Source organism: Synechocystis sp. IPPAS B-1465 (assembly GCF_003015225.1).
Classification (GTDB): Bacteria; Cyanobacteriota; Cyanobacteriia; order Cyanobacteriales; family Microcystaceae; genus Synechocystis.
The window spans coordinates 1,092,918-1,107,234 of record NZ_CP028094.1 but is presented as its reverse complement, the minus strand read 5'-3'; the positions used below and the strand labels follow the sequence as shown (position 1 = coordinate 1,107,234).

Below are 14,317 nucleotides of genomic sequence, written 5' to 3'. Positions count from 1 at the left end.
TGGGGTTAGGGGTCTGGATCAAATTAAAGGGCATTTTATCACGGTGGGCAGAGGTGCCAGGAGAGGTTAATCCTTGCCCCGGCGTTTGAGTTCCATTTTCACTGCATCTACCACCGTTTGAATCACTTGGACCCGAGCGAAATATTTATCGTTGGCAGGCACCACTGTCCAGGGAGCGACGGGGGTGTTGGTGCGGGCAATCATCTGATTCACGGCAACGTCATAGAGAGGCCATTTCTCCCGATTGCGCCAGTCTTCATCCGTGAGTTTATATTGCTTGAAGGGATTGTTTTGCCGTTCTTCAAACCGGGCCAATTGTTCTTCGGGGCTGATATGGAGGAAAAATTTCACCACCACATAGCCTTCCGCTGTCAATTCCGCCTCCAACTCATTGATTTCCCGGTAAGCCCGTAACCATTCCTTTTCCCTCGCAAAACCTTCTACTCTTTCCACCATCACCCGACCGTACCAACTGCGGTCAAAAATACTGATTTTCCCGCCGGGGGGAATACGACGCCAAAAGCGCCAGAGGTAATGGAATTGGGCTTCTTCCTCCGTGGGGGCGGCAAAGGTGTTGACCTGGTAACTGCGGGGGTCCAAGGTGTCGGTTAAACGTTTGATCGCTCCTCCCTTTCCGGCGGCATCCCAACCTTCAAACAGGGCAATTACTGGCACTTTTTCTTGGTAAATCTTCGCCTGTAGTTTACGCAATTCAATCTGGCTGTCCCGCAACCGTTGCCGATAGTCATCCTTGCTCAGTTGCACACTCAAATCCACCTTGGCCAGGAAATTGGGCTCAGTGGGGAGCAATTCTTTTTGGGGAGGGATGGGTTCAATTTTGGCGTTGGCCTTGGCCCGTTTTTGGTCTAGGGCTTGGACGATTACCGCCACCAGTTGGGAAAGTACTTTTACCCTGGACCACCGTTCACAATCCCCTTCCACCAGAGTCCAGGGACCATAGCCAGTGCTGGTGTAGGTGAGCATTTCCTCCACTAGACTGGAGTATTCCTGGTAGCGTTTTTCCTGTTGCCAATCTTCTGGCCGCACCCGCCACATTTCTAGCTCGTCAGCTTCGTACTTTTTCAGACGTTTTTTTAATTCTTTTTGACTGATATGTACCCAAAATTTGGCGATCGCCGCTCCGTCTTCCACTAACTGACGCTCAAAAGCGTTGATATCCCGCATTACTAAGGGAGCCTGGACGGCAGGAATACGACCAAATAACCGCTCCTCTAGACAATTGGTGTACCAACTATGATAGAAAAAGCCCAAACTCCCCTTGGGGGGAAGCTTTTGCCAAAAACGCCAAAGAAAGGGATACATCCTCTCCTGTTCATTGGCCGCAAAGATGGGATTAACGGAAAATCCCCTCGGGTCCATATAGTTAACAATTTTCTTCAGCAATGTACCCTTACCGGCGGCGGCCCAACCTTCCAAAACAATAATCACCGGAATTTTTTCTTCCCAACAGGACTGTTGTAGACTCCGCAACTGTTGCATTAAATCTTCCAACTGTTCCTTGTAACTCTGTTTGTCCAGATTAAGGGAAAGGTCGAGGGCGTCTAACATAGGCGATCGCCGGGGGAAAAAAATGATGGTCAGCCTCAGTTTAAGCCAGAAACCCAGGAAAAGATCCCTTGGTTATAATGTGGGGGCCTCTGCTTTAACCGCCCATTTCAACGGTTTTCCATGCAAAATCTCGGTTTACAGTATCCCCTTTTCGGCCCAGAAATCCAGTGCCCCCACTGTCGGCAAACTATTCCGGCCTTGACCCTGACGGACACTTACCTTTGTAATCGCCATGGAGCCTTTGAAGTTAACCCCGACACAGAGGATTTAGTCCATTTGCAATCGGGTCGCCACTGGCGGCTATGGCAGGGGGAATGGTACCGGCAACACACCCACCCCGACGGTATCCGCTTTGAAATTCACGAAGCCTTGGACCGGCTCTACACGGAAGGTTACCGGGCCACCAAGGTCATCATCGCCCACCGTTACTACGATCTAGTCAGCGTTTATCTGCAACGGCAAGGTAGCTGGCGCAATCCCGAAGATAAGGATAGTCCTCTGCCTCGTCTTTACGGTTTACCAGTGGAATTCAGTGCCCCAGGTACAGCGGACGATTGTTGGCAGGTAATTAACTTTGATCTGGAAAAGGAAAAGGGTATTCCCAAGCGCTATCCCTATTTCCGTTTATTTGATTAGGGCTTCCCTCCCCAGCGAGAAAAGTGAGGAACAGTTTCAACAATGACGGGAAAGTGGACTCGGTAACTCACCTTTAGAGCGTGTTTCAAAAGCCCCCCTGGCCCCCAAGTTTGGGGGGAAGTTAAGTAAAATTCCCCCAGTATTGCCGGAGCTTTAGAAAGTGTTTGAAAAGTGCAAGGCTAGGTATTTATCCCCCTAAATCCCCTTTAAAAAAGGGGACTTTTGCGACAATTCCCCCCTTCCCAAGGGGGGCTAGGGGGGATTAAACAGCCAAAACTCAACTTTCCAAACATGCTCTTAGCGAGGAAATTTAGGGAGCAAAATAAAACTTTTCAAACAAATTCTTGGGGATGGGAGTTTTGCCAGGGTTCCTAAATTCAGCTCAACCGGCAAACAAATCCAGCGGAAAATAACCGTAGGTTCCCGCTAAGGTATCATCCTCCGCCTGACAGGAAATTAATACTCCCCGATAATCCCCGTCATAACTGTCGAGATAAAAGCGCAGGGATTGGCTCTGGCATTTCAAATACACTGGCCCTTCAATGGTTTTACCTGGTTCCATGGCGATCGCCTCTCCGTAATCCAACCCCTGTAGATATTGCCCCAAAGCATTTTCCGCACTAGCTTGGTCGTCGGCACAAATGCCAAAATTTTCCGCTTCACTCTGGCCACAAATCCAGACAATGGCTTGGCGTAAATCTTCCCTTTCCTGGTCATTCTGGGGAATACGGATTTCTAAACGACTGTAATCCTTTAACAACGTCAACTGAGCGGAAGCATTCATAGCAAACCCATCAAACTGTGCAGACTATTGGGAAAAATTGCCCAAAGCCCAGCCTACCATCGTTGGCCCTGTAAGCCGATGCAACTGAAACGGCGATCGTGGCGGATAATGAGAATATTTCCCTAACACCGCTTAAAAGCAGACGGCCTTAACTATTATATTTAACTGCCCCTAATTTCAGCCCATTATGCAAACGTCTCCCCTTCCCCGTCGTACCAAAATCGTCGCTACCATTGGCCCCGCGACCCAAAGCAAGGAAGTGCTGAGACAACTGATCCAAGCCGGTGCTACCACTTTCCGCCTCAATTTTTCCCACGGAGACCACGCTTACCACCAACAAAGTATCCGTTTGATTCGCCAGATTGCCTTTGAACTGAACCAACCAGTGGGCATTCTCCAGGATTTACAGGGGCCAAAGATTCGGGTGGGCAAATTTCTCAATGATGCCGGCTCTGTGCAACTCAAAAACGGTGATCCCTATACCCTCACCAGTCGCCCGGTGGAATGTACGGAAACCATTAGTTCCATTAGCTACGAATATTTAGCCGACGAAGTACCTTCTGGGGCAAGAATTTTGCTCGACGACGGCAAACTGGAAATGTTGGTGGAGGAAGTGGACACTGTTGCCCGGGATCTCCACTGTCGGGTGATTGTGGGGGGAACCCTTTCCAGCAATAAAGGGGTTAATTTTCCCGGGGTCTGCCTTTCCGTTAAGGCCATGACCGATAAAGATAAGGAAGATTTGATGTTCGGGCTGGACCAAGGGGTGGACTGGGTGGCCCTGAGTTTTGTTCGTAATCCCCAGGATATTGATGAGATTAAGGGGTTAATTGCGGCGGCAGGGAAATCCGTGCCGGTAATCGCCAAAATTGAGAAGCACGAAGCGATTAAGGATATGCAGGCGGTGCTGGAAAAATGTGACGGTGTCATGGTGGCCCGGGGGGACTTGGGGGTAGAACTACCCGCAGAAGATGTACCTATTTTGCAAAAGAAACTCATTGCCACTGCTAACCGGTTGGGCATTCCTGTCATTACTGCTACCCAAATGTTGGACAGTATGGTCAACAGCCCCCGACCTACTAGGGCTGAAGTGTCCGACGTGGCCAATGCCATCCTCGATGGTACCGATGCGGTGATGCTCTCCAACGAAACGGCGATCGGTAAATTTCCCGTGGAAGCAGTGGCTATTATGGCCAAAATTGCGGAGCGCATTGAACAGGAAGATATCAATCCTTCCCAAGCGGAAGCCAGTCGCACTTCTATTCCCAATGCTATTTCCAGCGCCGTTAGCCAGATTGCGGAAACCCTCAACGCGGCGGCTATTATGTCTTTGACTAAGACCGGATCCACCGCCCGCCATGTGTCAAAGTTCCGCCCCAAAACCCCCATTCTGGCCGTTACGCCCCATGTGGATGTGTCCCGTCAGTTGCAGTTGGTGTGGGGAGTTAAGCCCCTGTTGGTATTGGATTTACCTTCCACCAGCCAAACGTTCCAAGCCGCCATTAACGTGGCCCAGGAAAACCATTTTCTCCGGGATGGAGATTTGGTGGTGATGACCGCCGGGACATTGCAGGGAGTTGCCGGTTCGACGGATTTAATCAAAGTGGAAGTGGTCAAGGCCATTCTTGGTCGGGGTGTAGGTATTGGCCAAGGAGCTGTAAGTGGCCGGGCCAGGGTTGCCAGTCGTCCCCAGGCGATCGCCCAATTTACCCAGGGAGAAATTTTAGTAGTTCCCTCTACCAACGCTGATTGTGTGGACATGATGCGACGGGCGGCGGGCATTATCACCGAAGAAGAAAGCCTGACTAGCCATGCGGCCATTATTGGTTTGCGGCTGGGGGTGCCGGTCATTGTGGGTTTTAAAGGCGCTACCCAAAAGATTCGAGATGGAGCCATTGTCACCATCGATGCCCAAAAAGGACTGATTTATTCCGGTGCATTACCCCCGGTGTCCAAAGGATAGGGAATAATTAGGGACCCAGTAACAGGGCGAGAACAGGAAGCATCATCCCAATGGAGTTCCCATTCCCCACCCCCTGGAACAGTAACATTTTGGTAGAATCAACGGGGTTCTTTTCCCGACGTAATTTAGTCCTTTGCAGAAAAAATCTTCCCTTAAATCCCGCTACTGGCTGTTAATCCCCTATATTCGTCCCCATCGGCGGACTATTGGGCTGGCTTTCCTCTGTACTCTGCTATTCACTGTTTTTTGGCCCATTCTAGCCTGGTTGGTGGGGCGCATGGCCAAATATATCGGTGCAGGGGATGTGCGCTCCATTTTAATCATGGCGGGGGTCGCAGCGGGGATTTTTCTGGTGCGGGGCATGGCCCAGTATGGGCAGGATACCCTCATGGCCAAGGCTGCCCTCAATATGGCATTAACTCTGCGGGAACAGACCTATGCCCATCTGCAACGACTAAGCCTGAGCTATTTTGAAGAAGCAAAAACGGGGGATTTGTCCTACCGGCTGACGGAGGATATTGACCGCATTGGGGAAGTGGTGAATAAGTTATTCCACGATTTTGTCCCTTCGGCGTTGCAACTGGTGGTGGTGTTTGGTTACATGTTCTATCTCAACTGGGCCCTGACCTGTGCGGTATTGGTAATTGCTCCCTTAATGGCGGTGCTAATTGGCTTTTTTGGAGAACAGTTATTAAAGTTTAGTCGCCGTAGCCAGACTCGGATTTCTAATCTGTCTTCTTTGTTGACGGAAACGTTGGGAGCCATCCGTTTAGTTAAAGCCTTTGCCGCAGAAGATTATCAGTTAGATTTATTCCGGGAAGAGGCCCAACAACATCGGCGATCGCAGTTTTTGGCCGAACGGATGAAGGCGTTACAGTTTGTCGTAGTGGGTTTTTTAGAAGCTATGGGAGTGGTGGTTTTATTTTGCCTGGCGGCTTGGCAAATTTCCCTCGGTAATTTAACTGGCATTGAATTTATTAGCTACGTCACCGGGGTAGCAATGTTGATTGACCCCATTAGTCACATCACCAGCAATTACAATTTGTTCAAACAGGGAGAAGCCTCCGTTGACCGCATTTTTGAAATTTTCGACCTGCAACCTTCGGTGGAAGATAGCCCCACGGCGATCGCCATTGACCATCTCCAAGGAGCGGTGGATTATGACCATGTGGACTTTGCCTATCTAGAAGATAAACTGGTCTTAAAAGGGATTAATTTACAAGCCCAGCCGGGGGAAATGATCGCTTTGGTGGGGGCTTCGGGGGCGGGCAAAAGTACCCTGGTAAACTTGTTAATGCGACTCCATAACGTGACTGGCGGCTGTTTACGTATTGACGGCCATGCCATTGATAGCATTACGTTGAAAAGTTTGCGAGAACAAATTGCCATTGTGCCCCAAGAAAATATCCTTTTTTCCGGCACGATCGCCCAAAATATTGCGTTCGGCAAAACTGATTTAGATTTGGCAGCGATTGAGGAGGCGGCCCGCATTGCCAATGCCCACCAATTTATCACTGAATTAAGTCAAGGGTATTATACCTATGTGGGGGAACGGGGGGTTACCCTTTCGGGCGGCCAACGTCAGCGCATTGCCATTGCTAGGGCGGTTTTAAGAAATCCCAGCATTTTAATCTTGGACGAAGCGACTTCTGCCCTTGATTCGGAGTCGGAAGCTTTGGTGCAGGAAGCCTTGGAGCGCATTGTCCAAGAAAGAACTGTGTTTGTCATTGCCCACCGTTTAGCCACCGTGCGTAAAGCCACCCGCATTGTGGTGTTGGAAAGGGGAGAAATTGTCGAAATGGGTAGCCATCAGGAGTTAATGGCCCACCAAGGTCGTTATGCTCGTTTCCACGCCCAACAGTTTGCTTCCTAAGCTAGAAAATATTGCCAATTTTTGCCCCGTTTAGTTGGAAAATGTACCTGAAAAAACTCTATTTACGGGCCTTTCGCAATTACCTCGAAGAAGAGGTGGAATTTTCTGCTCAAAAAACCATTTTGGTGGGCAATAATGCCCAGGGGAAATCTAACTTATTGGAAGCGGTGGAACTGTTGGCAACGCTCAAAAGCCATCGCACTAGTCGGGATCAGGAATTGGTGCTAGACGGGGCGGCCAATGGGCAAATTAAAGCCCTACTGGAAAGGCAATACAGTGTGGCGGAGTTAGAAATTGACCTACGGCGATCGGGGCGGCGCAACCTACGCATTAACCAAAATCAATGTCGTCGTCAGTTGGATTTTTTAGGCTGTTTAAATGCGGTGGAATTTTCCTGTTTAGATTTGGATTTAGTCCGGGGAGCGCCCGATTGTCGCCGTCAATGGCTAGATACTTTGTTAACCCAGCTAGAACCCCTCTATGCCCATCTGTTGGGGCAGTACCAGCACATTGTTAAGCAAAGAAATGCTCTACTAAAAAGCCTACGACAACAATGGGAAACGGGACTAGCTTTGGGGGAAGAGTCGACAGCTTCTTTGTCTCTCTGGGACCAGCAGTTGGTGGAAATGGGCACTAGGGTAGTCCGCCGTCGGGCGAGGGGTTTAGCCCGTCTTGCTCCTTTGGCCCAGGAATGGCATGGGCGCATTAGCGGTGGCAATGAAACCCTGACCGTTACCTATCAACCCAATGTCACCTGGGTGGGGGATGATCCGGAAGTGGTGCACCAGGCTTTTTTAGAAAAATTAGCCCAACGGCGATCGGCAGAATTACATCTGGGGACAACGGTGGTGGGGCCCCATCGGGACGAAGTGGGGTTTGTCCTCGACGACACTCCCGCTAGAACCTATGGCTCCCAGGGACAGCAAAGAACTCTAGTCCTAGCATTAAAATTGGCGGAATTGAGCTTGATTGAAACGGTTATTGGAGAACCACCACTGTTGTTATTGGACGATGTCTTGGCGGAATTAGACCTCGATCGCCAGGGACAATTGTTAATGGCCATTGAGGATCGTTTTCAAACCCTGATCACCACCACCCATTTAAGTCGTTTTGATGACCGCTGGCGGCGATCGGCCCAGATTCTCAAAGTTAATGCTGGTCAACTAGAGGAACGGTGGCCGTCCGAAATTGATTAATGTTGTTCCGATAATGTAGTAGTTTCAAATAAAGCTGAGACGCTAAACGCCACAGTAAGAACGGATAATTTCATCAAGAGACGTGTCAATAGGAGCGTACATTCTAGCTCGTTTCAAGGCACTAAAGTCATGCTCAATATCATTTAAATCAGGAGAATATTTCGGCAAAAAAAGAACTTCATGACCTGCTTCTTTAGCCAATTCTTTAATGGCAGTTTTACGATGAATAGGAGCATTATCCATTATTAATATTGATGGAATGTCGAGGGAGGATAGCAAATATAAATTTAACCATCCTTCAAAGCCTTCTGCATTCAAACTCCCGGTAAAAACCATCGGCGCAATCAAATCTTTTTTTCCTTTTCTTCTCCCTGCTACTAGATTTTCTCTGACTCCCCTTTTTCCTTGTCTATCTCCATAAACTTTTTTTCCTTTTTTTGACCAGGCATAAATACAAGCCTGGATTGCTTCGAATCCAGATTCATCTATGTAAACTATAGCTTGACTACCATAGAGCTTAATTAGTTCTCTTAACATTCTATAGTACTTAACTCGTTCCTCCCGGTTTCTTTCTCGATAACGTAGTTCTTTTTTTTTTCTGTTTATTTTCATTTTCTTTAATGCGTAATATACGGCACTCGGCCTCACTCCAAATTTCTTGGCTCTGTCTATCAATCTTGCATCGGGATTTTCTTCTACGTCTTTTTTTAGAGCTTCCCAGTCTAATTTCCTATGGCGACGCTCTACTTTTGTTGGGCTTAAATCTACTCTATTTAACCATCTGTATATCGAGGCTTTTCCTATTTTATATATCTTGGAAGCCTCAGTTATTTTTCCTCCAGCTTCTATATAAGCTACTACTCTTTGCCTCAAATCTAAACTGTAAGCCATTGTTTAAACCTGTTCATTTTGTACACTCCATAATTTTACATTAAATTCTCTCATCGTTAATTGAAATGACTATAAAAACAAAGCCTCAACCTCTGTAGATTCTTCAGTGGTAATTGCTGATGGTTTTCAAAATGGCAAGAAAAAACCCTGAGCAGCTTAAAACCCAGGGAATTTGGCGATCACTATTGGGATTGATCTGATTGGATCTATAGATTCAGGCCCAGCCTAACTGTGCAAGCATTAGGCAGCCAATTGTTTATTATTCATCCACAGCGCTGACAGCCAGGGACTCATCTTCCTCATCATCGGTGTCATCAACGGAAGTGGGGGGCTCATAGGGAATGCCCTGGGCTTCCGCTAAACGTTTTTGCCGGAAAATTTCCGCCATTTCGTCCGCCATTTCGTTGACTAAATCCCGGTCTTTTAGCATGGCACCGGGTTCTGGCTCCAATTGCTTGGTGGAAAGGGAAATACGACCCCGTTCCGCATCCAGGTCAATAATCATCACCTTGATTTCATCATTGACATTGAAGACGCTGTGGGGAGTATCAATGTGGTCGTGGGAAATCTCAGAAATGTGCAACAGACCGCTGACACCGCCGATATCGATGAAAGCACCGTAGGGTTTGATGCCCCGGACGGAACCCACCACTACCTGGGCCACTTCTAAACCGTTCATCTTCCGCTCTACCAGAGCCCGACGGTGGCTGAGCACGAGGCGATTACGCTCTTCGTCCACTTCCAAAAACTTCAGGGGCAGATCTTCCCCTACTAGATCCTCTTTCGCTTCCCGAGCGCTGATGTGGGAGCCGGGAATAAAGCCCCGCAGTCCTTCAATTCTGACTAAGGCACCACCACGGTTTGTGGCAAAAACATTGGAGCGCACCGTGGCATCTTCTGCCTGGAGTTGTCTGACCCGTTCCCAAGCCCGCATATATTCAATCCGGCGGATGGAGAGGGTGAGCTGACCATCTTCGTTTTCATCGGTCAGAATGAAAAATTCCCGGGTTTCATTGGGCTGGAGCACCTCTTCAGGGTCATCCACACGGTTGATCGACATTTCCTGAATGGGAATGTAGGCGGCGGTTTTCGCCCCAATGTCAATCAGAGCCCCCCGGGACTCCATGCTAAAAACGGTCCCAGCGACAATGTCCCCAGGACTAAAGTGATAATCGTACTTGTCAAGAAGGGCGGCAAAGTCCTCGAGAGTGAATCCAATAGTTGCTGTAGAAGTTTGACTGACCATGTAAGTTTTAAGTCCTAATCCCTTAGTCTCCGTTTAGTGAATATGCGTGCCTCCTGTTACTTACCGTACAAGCCAGGATACAGACTCTCAATTATACAGTACGCGTTGGACAAAGGGGGCAAGACCACCACCGGGATGGACAATTTTGAGCGCCGTCTTCGGGCCGACTTTAGCCTCAGGCGATCGCCGGGTGAAATGGCGCTTGGGCTTTGTTTGCAAAATTCTTAGTTTGTCTCCTAAATTTCAAGACAAAGGGAGAGTTTTCTCTAACTTTTCCCAAAATTTAGAGATTGGGTGAGTTGCTCAAACCCGCCCTTTGATGTTGCCCGGGGGCCCTGGTTAATAGTTGCTGCCACAATGCCCTCCCGCTCAGAAAACAATAGAATTTGAACAGTGAAGTTAGGCCGAATTTTAAAAATGTCAGAATTCATGAGCAACTCCATTCCCCTGGTGGGATTAAAGGCAGACCATTTCCGCCATCCTTTGGACCAAATGGCCACCACCAACTTGAAGCAAATTCCCGGCCTAGACCTGATGGTGCGGGGACTGTTGGGCTCCGTGGCAGAACAGTTTTTTGCCCTCAATAATTTGGCGGCCAGTGTCCGGGTGGGAGAAAAACAATTACCCCATCTTCATCAACTGCTTTTGGATGCTTGCAAAATTCTCGACCTGGAAGCGCCGGAACTCTACATTCAACAAAATCCCCAACCCAATGCCTACACTTTTGCCATGCGAGGTAAAAAGCCTTTCATGGTGATGCACACTTCCCTGGTGGATATGTTGACTCCGGCGGAAATTCAAGCGGTGATGGCCCATGAGTTGGGACACCTCAAATGTGAACATGGGGTGTATTTAACCCTGGCTAACATTATGGTCTTAGCAGCGGGGCTAATTCCCAACTGGGGAGCAGTGTTGACCCAATCCCTCCAGTCCCAGATGTTGGAGTGGGTGCGCTGTGCTGAATTTAGCTGTGACCGGGCAGCCCTGTTGGCGGTGCAAGACCCGAAAGTGGTGATGTCGGTGCTGATGAAGTTGGCCGGTGGTTCTCCCCAATTGGCTCCTTTACTAAACTTGGATGCTTTCATTGACCAAGCCCGGGAATACGATCGCCTGGGGGAAGATGAAATGGGGGCAATGCTGAGGAATATGCAGACCCAAAACCTGACCCATCCGGTGCCGGTACTCCGGGCCAGGGAAATTGATCGTTGGAGTGATTCCCAAACCTATCAAAACTTGCTCAAGGGCCGCAAAAATGCGTATAATCTGAACACCGAAGAAAACAAGGGCGGCTGGCGGAATTGGTAGACGCACCACACTCAAAATGTGGCGACTTCGGTCGTGAGAGTTCGAGTCTCTCGCTGCCCATCCTAAAACCTAGATATGAACCGGTTCTGCTTAGGTCAACTCGTCTCCTTCGGGGTGAGTCCTTAATTACCCTGGTTTCATTGACCGGGGAAAAATTTCCCACCCACAGAGCTAGGCGATCGCCTCTGGGTAATCCGGCTATGTGCTTCCCTCAGGGCACATATTTTGGTAGCTTACTTAGGGAAAGATTCAACGATAATATTTGCCCATATCAGCGACTGTCGAGGATTTCAGCCGGGGACAGTCTTGCTCAATTTATAAGGAGAAACTCTAAAATGTCCATTGTTTTTCAGATTGCGTTGGCGGCCCTGGTGCTTTTTTCCTTCGTGATGGTGGTGGGGGTGCCCGTAGCCTATGCTTCTCCCCAGAACTGGGACCGTTCTAAGCCTTTGCTGTATTTAGGTTCCGGCATTTGGGCCATTTTGGTAATTGTGGTGGCCCTGTTGAACTTCCTGGTCGTCTAGGGGAGGCGATCGCCCTATCCCGGTAATTTCCCCATGGCCTGGGCTGTGGGGGATAGCCCCGAAAAACTCTGATCTACCGCTAACCCGATCTAGGGAACTACACCATGACAGTTTATGAAGGGTCGTTTACTCCTCCGGCCCGGCCATTTCGTTTTGCCCTTGTAATTGCCCGTTTCAATGATTTAGTAACGGAAAAGCTACTTTCTGGTTGCCAAGATTGCCTCAAACGTCATGGCATTGATGTGGACCCCGCCGGTACCCAGGTGGACTATATTTGGGTTCCCGGTAGCTTTGAGGTGCCATTGGTAACCCGTAAGTTGGCAGTGTCGGGGCAGTATGATGCCATTATCTGCCTAGGGGCGGTGATTCGGGGACAAACCCCCCATTTTGATTTTGTGGCCGGAGAAGCGGCCAAGGGCATTGCGGCGATCGCCAGCCAGACTGGGGTACCGGTAATTTTTGGCATTTTAACCACGGATACCATGCAACAGGCCCTAGAAAGGGCGGGGATTAAGAGTAACCACGGCTGGGGCTACGCCATGAATGCATTGGAAATGGCTAGTTTGATGCGGGCCATGGCTCCTTTGACGGAAGGTTAAGTAAAAAGTAGGTGGTCAAAGGTTAGCTTAAGTCAGTCACCGGTTAACCCTGGGAAATTGTAGCTCTCAAATTTTATTTTTCCTGCGCCCTTGTCCCAAGCATCCCTAGAAGAACGTATTAAAGCCCAAGCGTTGGCGATCAGTTTCCATCGGGTGGGCATTGCGCCAGTGTCGGAAACGGAGAATGATGAAGCTGCCCAAAGATTACAGAGTTGGATTGCCCTGGGCTATAACGCCGATATGGCTTGGATGGCTAATCCCAAACGGCAAAATATTCGGGAGCTTTTACCCTCAGCCCGGTCAGTAATTGCGGTGGGTTTGAATTATTACACTCCCCACCAGCGCAGTGGAGACCCCGCCCATGGCAAAATTTCCCGCTATGCCTGGGGAAGGGATTACCATCGGGTGTTAACTAAAAAGCTAAAAGCCCTTAATCTCTGGCTCGAACAACAGGTGCCAGATTTACAGAGCCGTTATTACGTAGATACGGGCCCCATCCAGGAAAAAGCTTGGGCGGAACGGGCCGGTCTTGGTTGGGTAGGAAAAAACGGTAATTTGATCAGTCGGGATTACGGCAGTTGGTTATTTTTAGGGGAAATTGTCACTAATATCACTCTCCAAGGCGATCGCCCCCATAGCCAACATTGTGGCACCTGCACCCGTTGCCTAGAAGCCTGTCCCACCCAGGCCATTGTGGAACCCTTCGTGGTGGACAGCAATAAATGCATTGCTTACCACACCATTGAAAATCGGGCAGAAATCCTACCAACGGCGATCGCCGACAATTTGCAAGGTTGGGTGGCAGGGTGCGACATTTGCCAAGATGTGTGCCCCTGGAATCAGCGTTTTGCCCAACCCACCGATGTGGCGGATTTTGATCCCTACGAGGGCAATCTCAACCCAGAGTTAGAAACTTTAGCCAATATCACCGAAGCTGATTGGCAGCAACAGTTCACCGCTTCGGCCTTGAGGCGAATAAAACCAGCTATGTTACGGCGGAACGCCCAGGCTAATCTACAATGAAGGACTGACCAACTATTTGGCCCATCCTCCTCACCATGGCCATTAAAGCTGTATTGTTCGATTTTGACGGCACCATTGCCGATACCCACGATGCTTTTTTTGCCATCGTCAATCGCTTGGCAGACGAGTTTGGCTACCCAGCGGTGGATAAAACAGAGTTGGCCCGCCTAAAAAAACTAAGCTCCGCCGAAATTATCAAATATTCCCAAATTTCTCCGTTTAAAATTCCTTTTATTCTCAAGCGCTTCAAAAAAGAATTGGGCAAAGAAATCAAAGACCTCAAACCCTATGGCGACATTAAAGAAGTATTAACTCTGCTCAACCAAAAGGGCTACGTTTTGGGCATTGTCACTTCCAACTCCAAAGATAACGTACTATCATTTTTACACAACAATGGTCTAGAAGATATTTTTGCTTTTGTCAAAGCTGGCACCACCCTATTTGGCAAAAACCGCATTATCAATCGGGTGTTGAAGGAGCATAAGTTTGGAACTGATGAGGTAATTTATGTGGGAGATGAAACCAGAGATATCAGCGCCGCTAAAAAAAGTCGGTTAACGATGGTTTCCGTGGCTTGGGGATTTAGTCCACCGGCCATTTTGCAGGAATATGAGCCGGATTTTTTGGTACATCAGCCCAAAGAACTGCTTACGGCGATCGCCTCCTTGGATAACCATCGCTGGTATCCATTAAAATCCTAGGAATTGC

Annotated in this window: 14 protein-coding genes and 1 tRNA gene; 10 read left to right on the top strand and 5 right to left on the bottom strand. The window is 48.9% G+C overall.

Going from position 1 to position 14,317, the window contains the following annotated elements; translation table 11 throughout:
• Positions 1 to 66: 66 nt before the first annotated feature.
• Positions 67 to 1,569 carry a polyphosphate:AMP phosphotransferase gene (pap, locus tag C7I86_RS05210; protein WP_010872207.1) on the bottom strand — a complete coding sequence of 501 codons (1,503 nt, stop codon included), beginning with the start codon at positions 1,567 to 1,569 and terminating at the stop codon, positions 67 to 69.
• Between the two features lie 120 nt (positions 1,570 to 1,689).
• Between pap and C7I86_RS05205 the strand changes: the two genes are divergently transcribed.
• Positions 1,690 to 2,205 (top strand): TIGR02652 family protein, encoded by a 516-nt coding sequence (locus C7I86_RS05205; protein WP_010872206.1) that lies wholly within the window; start codon positions 1,690 to 1,692, stop codon positions 2,203 to 2,205.
• A 382-nt stretch (positions 2,206 to 2,587) separates the two neighbouring features.
• On the opposite strand, the gene C7I86_RS05200 is transcribed toward C7I86_RS05205, so the two are convergent.
• Entirely contained in the window at positions 2,588 to 2,989 is a 402-nt protein-coding gene (locus tag C7I86_RS05200; RefSeq protein ID WP_010872205.1) for a DUF1824 family protein, read from the bottom strand.
• 187 nt (positions 2,990 to 3,176) lie between these two features.
• Here C7I86_RS05200 and pyk point away from each other — a divergent pair, with 187 nt between their 5' ends.
• The 3 genes from pyk to recF all read left to right on the top strand — a co-directional run bounded on the left by pyk (position 3,177) and on the right by recF (position 8,021).
• Positions 3,177 to 4,952: a pyruvate kinase gene (pyk, locus tag C7I86_RS05195; protein ID WP_010872204.1), complete on the top strand. Its 1,776-nt coding sequence runs from the start codon at positions 3,177 to 3,179 to the stop codon at positions 4,950 to 4,952.
• Positions 4,953 to 5,220: 268 nt separating this feature from the next.
• The gene (locus C7I86_RS05190) at positions 5,221 to 6,825 is read left to right on the top strand and encodes an ABC transporter ATP-binding protein (RefSeq protein WP_010872203.1); all 1,605 of its coding nucleotides are present in this window, start codon (positions 5,221 to 5,223) and stop codon (positions 6,823 to 6,825) included.
• A gap of 41 nt (positions 6,826 to 6,866) precedes the next feature.
• Positions 6,867 to 8,021, top strand: coding sequence for a DNA replication/repair protein RecF (gene recF / locus C7I86_RS05185; protein ID WP_010872202.1), 1,155 nt, complete (start codon positions 6,867 to 6,869; stop codon positions 8,019 to 8,021).
• Between the two features lie 42 nt (positions 8,022 to 8,063).
• Here the strand turns inward: recF and C7I86_RS05180 are convergent, their stop codons facing one another.
• The 3 genes from C7I86_RS05180 to C7I86_RS19380 form a co-directional block, all read right to left on the bottom strand.
• A complete protein-coding gene (locus C7I86_RS05180; protein WP_010872201.1) occupies positions 8,064 to 8,912 on the bottom strand; it encodes an IS630-like element ISTcSa family transposase in 849 nt (282 codons plus the stop codon).
• A gap of 259 nt (positions 8,913 to 9,171) precedes the next feature.
• The gene (locus C7I86_RS05175; RefSeq protein ID WP_010872200.1) at positions 9,172 to 10,158 is read right to left on the bottom strand and encodes a S1 RNA-binding domain-containing protein; all 987 of its coding nucleotides are present in this window, start codon (positions 10,156 to 10,158) and stop codon (positions 9,172 to 9,174) included.
• Between the two features lie 87 nt (positions 10,159 to 10,245).
• A complete protein-coding gene (locus C7I86_RS19380; protein WP_255345285.1) occupies positions 10,246 to 10,377 on the bottom strand; it encodes a hypothetical protein in 132 nt (43 codons plus the stop codon).
• Between the two features lie 174 nt (positions 10,378 to 10,551).
• On the opposite strand from C7I86_RS19380, the gene C7I86_RS05170 reads away from it, so the two are divergent.
• The 6 genes from C7I86_RS05170 to C7I86_RS05145 all read left to right on the top strand — a co-directional run bounded on the left by C7I86_RS05170 (position 10,552) and on the right by C7I86_RS05145 (position 14,310).
• A complete protein-coding gene (locus C7I86_RS05170; RefSeq protein ID WP_010872199.1) occupies positions 10,552 to 11,463 on the top strand; it encodes a M48 family metallopeptidase in 912 nt (303 codons plus the stop codon).
• A tRNA-Leu gene (locus C7I86_RS05165) sits at positions 11,442 to 11,523 on the top strand. Before C7I86_RS05170 ends, C7I86_RS05165 begins: the two co-directional genes overlap by 22 nt.
• Before the next feature lie 275 nt (positions 11,524 to 11,798).
• Complete coding sequence (gene psbZ, locus C7I86_RS05160; protein WP_014407093.1) at positions 11,799 to 11,987, top strand: photosystem II reaction center protein PsbZ; 189 nt, start codon at positions 11,799 to 11,801, stop codon at positions 11,985 to 11,987.
• A gap of 104 nt (positions 11,988 to 12,091) precedes the next feature.
• The gene (gene ribH, locus C7I86_RS05155; protein WP_010872197.1) at positions 12,092 to 12,586 is read left to right on the top strand and encodes a 6,7-dimethyl-8-ribityllumazine synthase; all 495 of its coding nucleotides are present in this window, start codon (positions 12,092 to 12,094) and stop codon (positions 12,584 to 12,586) included.
• A gap of 153 nt (positions 12,587 to 12,739) precedes the next feature.
• On the top strand, positions 12,740 to 13,609 hold the full coding sequence (gene queG, locus C7I86_RS05150; protein ID WP_010872196.1) for a tRNA epoxyqueuosine(34) reductase QueG: 870 nt from the start codon (positions 12,740 to 12,742) through the stop codon (positions 13,607 to 13,609).
• Positions 13,610 to 13,644: 35 nt separating this feature from the next.
• Positions 13,645 to 14,310 (top strand): HAD-IA family hydrolase, encoded by a 666-nt coding sequence (locus C7I86_RS05145; RefSeq protein WP_010872195.1) that lies wholly within the window; start codon positions 13,645 to 13,647, stop codon positions 14,308 to 14,310.
• Positions 14,311 to 14,317 lie beyond the last annotated feature (7 nt).